Origin of the sequence: Enterococcus sulfureus ATCC 49903, assembly GCF_000407605.1 — a bacterium.
Lineage (GTDB): Bacteria > Bacillota > Bacilli > Lactobacillales > Enterococcaceae > Enterococcus_G > Enterococcus_G sulfureus.
Window position 1 is genome coordinate 526,513 of sequence record NZ_ASWO01000005.1, and the last position, 12,096, is coordinate 538,608.

Here is a 12,096-nt window from a genome sequence, read left to right on the forward strand (position 1 = left end):
ATTTCATTTTCTGTATCCAGTATACCATACTTTTTTCTTTACGTTAGTGTCTTTAAGTAGTCCAGAGCATCTTGTACCGTCTTTACAGGCACAATTTTCATTGTCGTACCTAACGTTTTAGCAGCCTGTTTGGCTTCTTCATAATTCGATTTGATCGTCGGGTCTTGTTCTTTTTCCTCATCTGTAATCGCGTCGTCTGGAGCAAAAAAGATCTCAAATCCTGCTTGACTTGCACTAGCTACTTTTTTATCAATGCCTCCAATGCGACCCACTTGCCCTTTTTCATCGATAGTTCCTGTACCTGCGATTTTCTTTCCTTTACGTAGGTTTTGTTGTGTGACTTGCTCGTAAATTTCTAAAGTGAACATCAGTCCAGCAGAAGGACCTCCAATATTTTCTACATGAAATGCTACAGGGATACTAGACTCGATTTCTGTATGATCAACTAATGTAATCCCAATTCCAGGTTTTTTCGTTTCGGATAATTCAATTAATTTTCCCTTCGCATCTAAGGTTTTACCATCGTGCAAGTACGTTATGGTCACGTCTTCTCCGACTTTTTTTGAACGAATCGCTTCCATAAATGTTTGACTATTTTCAAAAGCTTGACCATTTACTTTGGTCACGGTATCCCCGACTTGGATCTTTCCATAAAAACTGGAATGCGCGTCAATTGACATCACATAGACTCCTTTATACTGCCAGGTATAGGGTTTATTCGCCAAAGATAATGCTTGTTGAATGGCGTTATTTTGCGCAGATTGCATATAATAAGCTTGCATTTGATCATATTCTTCACTAGTCGCTTCGCCATAAAACTCTTTTTGAGATACGATCTCATCAAAATTAGAAAATTTGGCTGCAAGCCATCTAAATGGTGTGGCTTGACGGATTCCAACTGAAGTTAAAGCAAATTCGCCAGATTGTGTATCTTCTTTTTGATCAACAGTGACCAGTTCCTTTAAATTAATGGTCGAACCTGGCTCTTCAATATAATAAGGTAATGGTAAAAAAGCACCAATCACACCCATCATGATCAGCACGATCACACCGCTTTTTAGTTTCCAATGTGTTTGTTTCATGCATCTGCTCCTTTATGCTCTAGAGCTAATTTTACATCTCGGGGAACAAAAGAGTTAATCTCTCCATTAAAATGCCAAATTTCTTTAATCAGACTTGAGCTGATATGCGCATATTCAGGTTTTGAAAATAAAATAATCGTCTCGATCGTAGGGGCTAAATCGTGATTCATCAACGCAATATCGCGTTCATATTCATAATCTTTAACCGAACGGATCCCTCGAAATAGTACAGTTGCTTGTAACTTAGTTGCGGTTTGAATCGTTAATTCTGATTCCTGGGCAATCACCGTCACATTTTCTAAATCGGATACACATTTTTTCACTAGGTCTACCTTCTCTTGGTTGGAAAATAGGCCCACCTTATGCGTATTTTGAAATACACCGACATATAAATGGTCTACAATTGCCGCGCTACGTTTGATCAAGTCTAAGTGACCTAAAGTAATCGGATCAAAGCTTCCAGGAAATAAACCAATTTTTTCCATATTCTTCCTACTTTCTTACTTGATAAATATCAATTGCTGTCATCCCGTATTCTTGATGACGTAATAATGTATAGCCAGGAATTTGTTCAGGTAATTGCACACTACGATCTGTTTCACAAACGATCCGGGTTTGCTCACTGACTAAACCTAGTGCAAGGAATTGCTCCATTTGTGCTAAAATTTCTTGTTTCGCATAAGGGGGATCTAGTAAAATCAAATCGAAGATTAATTGTTCTTCTTCACATTTAGCTAATGCACGCTTGGCATCCATTTTCCAAAGGGTAAATTTTTGTTCTTCTTTTGTAATGGCGATATTTTCCTTAATTATTTGGATAGCTGGATAATGTTTATCCACGCAATATGCGTGATCCATTCCTCTGGAGATGGCTTCAATCGCTAATCCTCCGCTACCTGAAAAAAGATCCAATACGATCCCCCCATCAAAATATGGCCCGATCATATTAAAAATAGCCCCTTTTACTTTATCTGTTGTTGGACGTGTGTTATTTCCTACTAAACTTTTTAAACGACGTCCACCATACTCACCTGCTACTACTCTCATATACTGCTCCTTCTCTCAAATTAAAAAGAGTCAGGAAAAGTTCCCAACTCTTTTATACATGTTCAGCCAAACGAATTTGGGTATTCTTTTCTTCAATTTCAAAACCATCATCCATCGTTGGATAGGCTTGTTTGGTTCCAATTTTATCCGAAAAATTCATTTCGATCTCTGGTCGATGTGATAATGAAAGCTCACGAACAAAATGCAAGCGTTCGATTTTTTGACACACTGTGTCGACTTCACTTTCATTTACGTATAATACCACATATTTCATCGATTTTGATACGTAATGTACGACCCCATAACGTCTAAGATTACGTACTTGTCTTAATGAATAGACAAATACAACAATTCCTCTTCGTTTGACTAGTTCAAAACTAGACTCAACTGACATGACAATTTCCTCCACATCCTGAACTGGTAGTAAAAAAAGGACTTCCAGCGTCAACTTTGATTTCTTCAGAAACTTGATGGGCAATCGTCATACACATTTCATCTAAAATCCCTTGGACATCATTTTCACTAAAACGAAATTCAGCAACTTCTTCTTTTACATCCAATGCACGTTTTGCCTTACGTAGCGCACGTTGTTTTTCTTTATAGTCAGGTACAAATTTTCCAAATCGTTCAATTTGCTCAAATTCTTCTTTTGCACGCCTAAAGGCTAACGCTGAGGCTTGTACCTCATGGTCTTGATACATCGTTTGTTTGGCTTGTTGATAGCTATGAAACACATCACTTTCGACTAAAGAAGTGACCAGACTATCAATTTGATCTTCTATGGCAAAAAAATGATCATCATAAATCATTTTGTATCACTACCCTCACTTATAGTTTCCATTTCCTTTACTAAGACTAACATATTTTCCTTAGAAAAGACAACACTCAATAATTGTCTAGCAGTTTGGTATCGAACGTTAAAATAGGCACTACTGTTCCAAGTCAATATCGTAAAAGTCGGATCATAAACCGGAGATTCTAAAAATCCTTGCATTTTCTTCTCATCTGGTGTTTTTGCAAGAGTTAACCATTCATCTTCAGAAAGTAAAAAGCGCTCATGTTGTTCTGGAATTCGCGCTCGTTTTAACGACAATGTTCGCTGTGTCGTTAAATAATCATCAGGATGAGCTAAAAATTCGGTCATTACATTTTTTGCTTGGCCATCAAAAGCTAGATTTTGTTGATATGCAGGCAGTTGCTGTTGATAATTCAATAAGGAAAAAACATAATGTAATAAACTTTCTTTTGCATGATTGATTTGTTCCCAATCTTCCGTTTCGTTTAAAGTAAATGCGGGTAGCTCTTTTCCTGTGACCGTATAAGGTGACAATTTTAATAGCATCTCTTTTGATAAATACATGATGCTATACAACGTGCCTTTTGTTTGATCTAAAAAAAGCATCACAAAATTTCCATCATCTAATGCTACTAGCGGTCGATAGTTCATGTCCTCTTCACCTAACTCTAAAGTGACCTTTTTTTCATGATAAGTGAAATCAAAGTTCGGTGAGATCGTGACGAGCTTTGTTAGATCATTCATACCCATACCTAATGAGAATGGTGCGATTGCTGTCGTATGATTGCCCAATACTTTAATTGCTTGAATCTTTTTTTTCTCTACACTCACTTCTATGTATCCAGTTTGTTGCGTTGGATGGTATATGTATAGATCGTATTCGAATCCAGTAGCTACAATGTCTGTTGGTTGTCCATACTGATCTGTAAATTCATCGATTCCTTTTCCTATAAACGTTGCCATGCCCTGGCTTTTGAGTGTCTCATACGTATTTTTGGTCGTATGGACTGCCGTTGTGGGCATGGAGTTTGTAGGTTTCACATTAGATAAGACCGGCTGTGTATAGACGATGATTAATGCTAAAAATAACATAATCCAAAATAATATACCGCGATATTTCACACCGGTCCCTCCTCTGCTTATTTTTCAGCTAATTCAATCAATAAATCTCCTGAACTGATTGCATCGCCATCGGTTACATAAATATGTTCAATCACAGCATCAAAACGTGCCTCGATCGTAGTTTCCATTTTCATCGCTTCTGTTACGATCAAGGTATCTCCACGTTTGACATGATCGCCTTTTTTCACTAACACTTGCAACACAGACCCTGCCATCGTTGCTCCGACATGTTCTTTATTCGTAGGTTCTGCTTTCTTACGTGCAGTTATACTACTAATAATCGATGCATCGTGAATCACGATTTCGCGACGTTGACCATTTAAGTTAAAGTATAGAACACGATTTCCTTCGATATCTGCTTGACCAATCTCATCTAAGCGAATAATCAGCACTTTCCCTTTTTCAAGTTTAACTTCGATTTTTTCACCTACACGCATTCCTTCAAAGAACGTTGGAGTATCCAACACATGGATATCTGCAAATTGATCATATGCTTTACGATAATCTAAAAAGACTTGTGGATACATAATATAACTCAATACTTCTTTTTTCGTTGGTTTATAGCCAATCAATTCAGCAAGTTCTGCAGTTTTTTCTTCAAAATCAACCGCTTTTGCATACGTTCCAGGACGATCTTCAAGCGCTTTGCGGTCTTTTAATACGATTTTTTGCAAGCGTTCTGGAAATCCTCCAACAGGTTGTCCTAGATCGCCTCTAAAGAATTGGATCACAGATTCAGGGAAATCAATCGTTTCGCCTTTTTCATAGATTACTTCTTCAGTAAGTTCATTTTGAACCATGAATAAGGCCATATCACCTACTACTTTAGAAGAAGGGGTTACTTTGACAATATCGCCAAACATCATATTGACATGGTGATACATCTCTTTGATTTCATCCCATTTGTCTTCTAAACCAACTGCTTTTGCTTGCTGTTGCAAGTTTGAATATTGTCCACCTGGCATTTCATGAGCATATACTTCGGTCTGTGGTACACTCACACCGTTTTCAAATAAGTGGTAATATTTTCTTACATCTTCCCAATAGTGATTTAACTGTTGCACATTTTCAATCGCTAGTTTTGGTGCCCGTGGTGCGTCTAATAAAGCAAAGTATAAACTACTGATACTTGGCTGACTTGTACTACTACTCATTGCACTCATCGCAACATCGACAACATCCACACCTGCATTGACCGCTTCTGAATAAGTCATGATTCCATTTCCACTCGTATCATGTGTATGCAGATGAATCGGAATCGCTACGGTATCTTTTAACTCACTGATCAAACGATAGGCCGCTTTAGGTTTTAACAAGCCAGCCATATCTTTGATTGCAATAACGTGTGCACCTAATTGTTCTAATTCCTTCGCCAATTTTTTGTAATAGTCGATTGAATATTTCCCACGACTAGCATCATTGATATCACCAGTATAGCAAATTGTAGCTTCTGCAATTTTCCCTGCATCACGAACCGTTTGAATACTTTTTTCCATTTGCGGCACCCAGTTTAAGCTATCAAAAATTCGGAACACATCGATTCCTTGAGCTGCCGCTTCTTTTATAAATTCTTGAATCACATTATCTGGATAATTTTGATACCCTACTGCATTTGATCCTCTAAAGAGCATCTGTAAAAGTGTATTTGGCATTTTCTTACGTAACAAACGAAGTCTTTCCCATGGGTCTTCATTTAGGAAACGATACGCTACATCAAATGTTGCGCCTCCCCACATCTCGCTTGAGAACAATTGTGGGATCGCTTCTTCTGTTTCTTTTGCAATCGCAACTAAATCACGTGTACGCATACGTGTAGCTAGTAAACTTTGGTGTGCATCTCTAAATGTAGTATCTGTTAATAAAACTTCTTTTGTATCTAAGACAGCTTGACTAACTGCTTGCGCGCCTTGAGTGTCTAATAGCTGTTTAAATGACGGTGTATCTTCTGGTACGATCAACTGTTTTGGCATACGAGGTGTTAAATAAAAGGCTTTTTGTGTTTTTTCAACACAAGGGAAGCCATTCACAGTAATTTCAGAAATGTATTTCATCGTTTTGTTTCCGCGGTCACGAACAGCTGGAAAGACGAATAATTCTTCTGTTTGATCAATAAACGTTGTTTTAGCAAGTCCTGAACGGAAAGTCTCATGACTCACTACGTTTGCCATAAACGGAATATTGGTTTTTACGCCACGTACTCGAAACTCTTTTAGGCAGCGTTGCATTTTTTGGATCGCTGCATCAAAGGTTTGTGCATGAGTACATACTTTTACAAGCAATGAGTCAAAATAAGGTGTCACCACTGCACCAGCATACGCATTTCCTACATCCAAACGAATCCCAAATCCACCTGGTGAACGATACGTATCGATTTTACCAGTATCTGGCATAAAATCTTGAATTGGATCTTCTGTTGTAACACGGCATTGGATCGCCACGCCACGATGATGAATATGTTCTTGTGTTGGTACGCCGATTTCACGATGTAAGTCTTTGCCTTGTGCGACTAAAATTTGCGTCGTTACGATATCGATATCTGTGATCATTTCCGTAATCGTGTGTTCTACTTGCACACGAGGATTGACTTCAATAAAGTAAAACTGATCATTTTCAACTAAAAATTCTACCGTTCCTGCATTCACGTAACCAACGTGTCGCATTAACTGAACAGCAGCTTGACAGATTTTTTCACGTTGTGCTTCGTCCATGGATACACAAGGTGCTACTTCGACTACTTTTTGATGACGACGCTGAACAGAGCAGTCACGTTCAAATAAATGCACAATATTTCCATGCGTATCCCCAATAATCTGCACTTCGATATGTTTTGGATCTTGAATATATTTTTCTACATAAATTTCATCGCTACCAAAAGCCGCTTTTGCTTCACTTTTTGCTCGCTCATAACCTTCACGGGCTTCTTTTTCAGAATGCGCGACACGCATTCCACGTCCGCCTCCGCCAAGTGCTGCTTTAATCATGATTGGATACCCAAATTCTGTACCAAAAGCGACCACTTCTTCAACACCAGCAACTGGACCATCTGTTCCTGGAATCGATTGAATCCCTGCAGCAAGTGCTGTTTCTTTTGCTTTGATTTTATCCCCAAAGATGTCTAACTGATGCACAGTTGGACCGATAAATACGATACCTTCTTCTTGGCATCGTTTTGCAAAAGCTAAGTTTTCTGATAAAAAACCATACCCTGGATGGATTGCTTGTGCTCCTGAGTCTTTGGCAATTTGAATAATACTTTCAATGTCCAAATACGCATCAATTGGTTTTTTTCCTTGACCAACCAAGTACGCCTCATCTGCTTTAAAACGATGAACAGAATACTCATCTTCAGCAGCATAGATCCCTACTGTTTGAATTCCTAATTCTGCACATGCACGAAAAACGCGCACGGCAATCTCACCACGGTTTGCTACAAGAACCTTGTTCATTTAACCACTCCTTCAATCAAAAAACTTTATCTATATCAGATGCAAACGTTTTTTCTTTTCATCTGCACTAATATTCAATACAAATCCGATACATATCGAAAACATCATTAAACTCGATCCACCTTGACTCACAAATGGGAAGGTAATTCCTGTCAGTGGAATGACACCCGTGATTCCGCCAAGATTAATAAAAATCGAAATCAAAAATAGTGATCCAATCCCGATACACATCAATGAATTGAATGGATTCGAAGAACGAATCCCAATCAAAAAGATCCGGGCGATCATATATAATAATAGAGCGAGTAACAAAATTGCTACAATCAGCCCTAATTCTTCTACTAAAATAGCAAAGGCATAATCGGTTTGCGCTTCACTTAAAAATCCTTTTTTTTGAATGCTGTTTCCTAGTCCTCGACCGAACAAACCTCCATTAAATAGCGCATAATACCCTTGTACTGCTTGGTGTCCTAGCCCGTACTCATCACTAAATGGATCACGATAGATCAAGAAACGATTGACCACATGGCTTGGCAAGACCGTCTTAAATAATGGAACTAACCAAATCACAATACTACTTCCTACGACCATTAATGCAGCCGCACATACTGTATACAGGTAATTTAATCCACTACCTAAAAGCATTACTAATACAACAAGTAATAAGACCATCATATTGCCATAGTCAGGGTATAATGCTAACACTAAAATACTAAATAACGGCCAAATCAAGTGATACGTGTGGTACACCACACGCCGTTCAAACGTTTGAATGATCGGTTGACGATTGGCAATACGACTAGCTAAAAACCAAATTGCTACAAACTTCAAAAATTCAGCTGGTTGTAACGTACCAAATCCAATATTGATCCATCCATACGATCCATTTACTTTAGGAAACGCAAATACAACAAACATCAATGGTGTCAAACAAGCCAATACTAATGCTGAGAGACGTTGATTTCGTAAAAACGTTGTTTTCATTCGATAAATTGCCGCCATAAATACTAAGCTGATCCCCCAAAAGCCTAATTGCAATACCGCTTGTTTGGCAGGATTTAATTTATTTTCCAACAATTCGTAAGATGTCGTGCTATACACCATCATCAATCCCACAACACATAAAATCAAATAAGGGATTAAAATCGAAAAATCTAATAAATGTATTTTTTTTACTTTGACAGGCAAAGTTTAACCCTCCTTGCCCTCGACCAGTTTTTGCTCTTCATAAACATCCGTATACAACACGTTTAGATCTTGTTCTAGCTCACTAAGCAATTGGTGCCCAGTTTGACTTGAAATGACACCGAGTGTTGTAGCAAATGCAATTTGTCTTGATAATCCATACATTTGCGTATCGACAACTTCTTCAAAAGCCTTACATTGAGAAATACATTGTCGATTCTGCTGATTTTGAATCAACAAACGAATGCGATCGGCTTCTTGTAACAATAGCGAATACGCCATTTCTGGAGTAATAGTTTCCATAAGACTTCCTCCTATCTAATTTCAATATTATAGCATATTTTCAAGGAAAGAATGCATTCTCTTTCAAGTTTTATTTTTCACGATAGAAAAAAGAAGCACAAAAATGTGCTTCTTTACCTTATCTTATTTACGTTTCTTTTGAGATTTTTCGCGTTCGTTTTTGTTTAAGATCTGTTTACGTAAACGAATGTTCTCTGGTGTTACTTCACAGTACTCATCGTCGTTCAAGAATTCTAATGATTCTTCCAACGTCAATTTCTTAGGACGTTTGATCACAGAAGTTTGGTCTTTGTTTGCTGAACGAACGTTTGTCATTTGTTTGGCTTTTGTGATGTTGACCGTTAAGTCATTGTCACGAGAGTTTTCACCAATGATCATTCCTTCGTATACTTCAGTTGTTGGTTCAACGAACACTGTTCCACGTTCTTCAATACTCATGATTGAGTAAGTTGTGGCTTTACCAGTATCGATTGACACTAACGCACCATTGTGACGTCCGCCAAGTTGACCTTTGATCATTGGCAAGTATTGGTCAAACGTGTGGTGCATGATTCCATATCCACGAGTCATCGATAAGAATTCCGTTGTATATCCAATTAATCCACGTGCAGGGGCTAAGAAGATGATACGTACTTGTCCGTTACCTGTGTGAATCATATCTTGCATTTCTGCTTTACGTGTGCCTAAAGATTCAATGATTGAACCCATATATTCTTCAGGAGTATCGATTTGTACACGTTCGAAAGGCTCACATTTTACGCCATCGATTTCGCGTTCGATTACTTCAGGACGAGATACTTGTAACTCGAATCCTTCACGACGCATGTTTTCGATCAAGATCGATAAATGCAATTCTCCACGTCCAGATACGATCCAAGAATCTGGTCCAAGTGCGTCTACACGTAAAGATACGTCAGTTTGTAATTCAGCCATTAAACGTTCTTCGATTTTACGAGACGTTACCCATTTTCCTTCACGTCCAGCAAAAGGTGAGTTGTTAACTAAAAATGTCATTTGCAATGTTGGTTCATCGATGTGTAAGATTGGTAGTGCATCTTGATGGTCAAATGGTGTTACTGTTTCCCCAACGAAGATATCTTCCATACCAGAAACTGCAATCAAATCTCCAGCTTTTGCTTCTTGGATTTCTTCACGTTGTAACCCAAAGAAACCAAAGATTTTTGTTACACGGAAACGTTTTACTGATCCGTCTAATTTCATTAACGCTACTTGGTCTCCCACACGGATCGTTCCACGGAACACACGTCCGATCCCGATACGACCAACATAATCATTGTAATCTAATAAAGATACTTGGAATTGTAATGGCTCATCGCTATTGTCCACAGGCGCTGGAATGTGTTCTACGATTGTGTCAAAGATTGGTGCCATTGTTTCTGTTTGGTCAGCAGGGTTATCTGATAAACTAGATGTTCCGTTTAATGCTGATGCATAGATAACTGGGAAATCTAATTGCTCATCGTCTGCGCCTAATTCGATAAATAATTCTAACACTTCATCCACTACGTGTTCTGGACGAGCAGATGGTTTGTCGATTTTATTTACAACTACGATTGGGACAACATTTTGTTCCAATGCTTTTTTCAATACAAAACGAGTTTGAGGCATTGTTCCTTCGTACGCATCTACGACTAAGACAACTCCATCAACCATTTTCATGATACGTTCTACTTCTCCACCAAAATCGGCATGTCCAGGGGTATCTAAAATGTTGATACGTGTTCCGTTGTAATCTACAGCCGTATTTTTAGCTAAGATTGTGATCCCACGTTCTTGTTCTAGTGCATTTGAATCCATTGCACGTTCTTGTAATTGTGTACGGGCATTTAAAGTCGTAGATTGTTTTAATAATTCATCTACTAAAGTTGTTTTACCATGGTCAACGTGGGCAATAATAGCGACGTTACGAATATCATTTCTATAATTCAATTGTATTAACTCCTTCGATTTTAACATTTACTCAACAAGTCATTATAACAGAAAAATAATCTGAAATATAGTAGAAAGTTTTCATTTTTTTCTAATTTTCTTGTTTTGTCAATGCGATCATTTCTGTATAGGCTTTTTTAGTCCCCGCGATAAAATATTCTCGACCAGAAAATGAGAGTGGGGTTCCGTCTAAACGACTCATCTTCATCCCAAATGTTTCTAACAACACCCCGCCTGCCGCATAGTCCCAAGGCGAAAGATTCGAGATATAGCCAATACGTTGCCCCAAAAGCAATGCACTCAATTCTACTCCCGCACACCCTAACATTCGGACACCCATTGCTTTTTGTCCTAAATCGCGAGCGTGATGGAAATTAGCTGCATACATACCAGAATTTAATCCTAATAATCCATCTTCAATACGAAGATCTGCTGGAGCGTCTAGTCTTGATCCATTACAATAAACCCCGATTTTTGGTCCGCCAGAAAGCATTTGATCTTTCATCACATCATAAATAAAGCCTAATACCGGCTGTTGATCTTCATAGATACCGATCATCACACAAAAATTCTCTTGTTCTAAAACAAAGTTTAAAGTCCCGTCGATTGGATCAATGATATACACTCTACCTGAGAAATCGTTGAGTTGGTCACGTCCATTTTCTTCTGCCATGATTTTTGCATGAGGATCTTGTTTGACGATCGCTTCGATCAAAAACCGTTGAATCTCTTTATCTATATTGGTCACTAGATCCTTGCGGTTTGTTTTCGTATCGACTTGAATGTTTGTATTGTCTAAAGCAACTTTAATTTTTTCACCTGCTTGTCTAAGTAAAACTTCAATCTCTTCTCTATCCATTATTTGTGTCCTCCTTTCATTGAAAATTTTCCTGTTTGGAGTGCTTTTGCTTGTTTTACCGCATGATACAAGGAATACCCTGAAACAGCTTCAAATTCATGGCCTAATTTACGTTCCTCGCCAATCGAACAGACAACCGTCTTAAATTCACGATACGTTTCTAAAAATTGGGCGACATGTACATGTTGTTCATAACTTTTTTCTAACATTTCCCACATCTTGACGACTTTGACCATTTCTTCAGTCGTCCACTCCAGATCTAACGGGTATTGATACTCTTCCATCGACTCATTCCTTATCTATTTT

At 38.2% G+C, this 12,096-nt stretch carries 12 protein-coding genes; all 12 read right to left on the reverse strand.

Annotated elements, in window-relative coordinates; translation table 11 throughout:
* Positions 1 to 38: 38 nt before the first annotated feature.
* Entirely contained in the window at positions 39 to 1,082 is a 1,044-nt protein-coding gene (locus I573_RS08585) for a SepM family pheromone-processing serine protease (protein WP_016185406.1), read from the reverse strand.
* The gene (coaD, locus tag I573_RS08590) at positions 1,079 to 1,567 is read right to left on the reverse strand and encodes a pantetheine-phosphate adenylyltransferase (RefSeq protein ID WP_016185405.1); all 489 of its coding nucleotides are present in this window, start codon (positions 1,565 to 1,567) and stop codon (positions 1,079 to 1,081) included. The genes I573_RS08585 and coaD overlap by 4 nt, the downstream gene beginning before the upstream one ends.
* Before the next feature lie 7 nt (positions 1,568 to 1,574).
* Positions 1,575 to 2,129: a 16S rRNA (guanine(966)-N(2))-methyltransferase RsmD gene (rsmD, locus tag I573_RS08595; protein WP_016185404.1), complete on the reverse strand. Its 555-nt coding sequence runs from the start codon at positions 2,127 to 2,129 to the stop codon at positions 1,575 to 1,577.
* 52 nt (positions 2,130 to 2,181) lie between these two features.
* Positions 2,182 to 2,523: a YlbG family protein gene (locus I573_RS08600; RefSeq protein WP_016185403.1), complete on the reverse strand. Its 342-nt coding sequence runs from the start codon at positions 2,521 to 2,523 to the stop codon at positions 2,182 to 2,184.
* A complete protein-coding gene (locus I573_RS08605; RefSeq protein ID WP_016185402.1) occupies positions 2,513 to 2,938 on the reverse strand; it encodes a YlbF/YmcA family competence regulator in 426 nt (141 codons plus the stop codon). The genes I573_RS08600 and I573_RS08605 overlap by 11 nt, the downstream gene beginning before the upstream one ends.
* Positions 2,935 to 4,047 carry a CAP-associated domain-containing protein gene (locus I573_RS08610; RefSeq protein ID WP_016185401.1) on the reverse strand — a complete coding sequence of 371 codons (1,113 nt, stop codon included), beginning with the start codon at positions 4,045 to 4,047 and terminating at the stop codon, positions 2,935 to 2,937. The genes I573_RS08605 and I573_RS08610 overlap by 4 nt, the downstream gene beginning before the upstream one ends.
* 17 nt (positions 4,048 to 4,064) lie before the next feature.
* Complete coding sequence (locus I573_RS08615; protein ID WP_016185400.1) at positions 4,065 to 7,493, reverse strand: pyruvate carboxylase; 3,429 nt, start codon at positions 7,491 to 7,493, stop codon at positions 4,065 to 4,067.
* A gap of 30 nt (positions 7,494 to 7,523) precedes the next feature.
* Complete coding sequence (locus tag I573_RS08620; protein WP_016185399.1) at positions 7,524 to 8,681, reverse strand: FtsW/RodA/SpoVE family cell cycle protein; 1,158 nt, start codon at positions 8,679 to 8,681, stop codon at positions 7,524 to 7,526.
* A gap of 3 nt (positions 8,682 to 8,684) precedes the next feature.
* A complete protein-coding gene (locus I573_RS08625) occupies positions 8,685 to 8,981 on the reverse strand; it encodes an Fpa/YlaN family protein (protein WP_016185398.1) in 297 nt (98 codons plus the stop codon).
* Between the two features lie 123 nt (positions 8,982 to 9,104).
* On the reverse strand, positions 9,105 to 10,931 hold the full coding sequence (gene typA, locus I573_RS08630) for a translational GTPase TypA (protein ID WP_016185397.1): 1,827 nt from the start codon (positions 10,929 to 10,931) through the stop codon (positions 9,105 to 9,107).
* A gap of 91 nt (positions 10,932 to 11,022) precedes the next feature.
* Positions 11,023 to 11,790: an inositol monophosphatase family protein gene (locus tag I573_RS08635; protein ID WP_016185396.1), complete on the reverse strand. Its 768-nt coding sequence runs from the start codon at positions 11,788 to 11,790 to the stop codon at positions 11,023 to 11,025.
* Complete coding sequence (locus tag I573_RS08640; protein ID WP_016185395.1) at positions 11,790 to 12,074, reverse strand: UPF0223 family protein; 285 nt, start codon at positions 12,072 to 12,074, stop codon at positions 11,790 to 11,792. The genes I573_RS08635 and I573_RS08640 overlap by 1 nt, the downstream gene beginning before the upstream one ends.
* Positions 12,075 to 12,096: the final 22 nt, after the last annotated feature.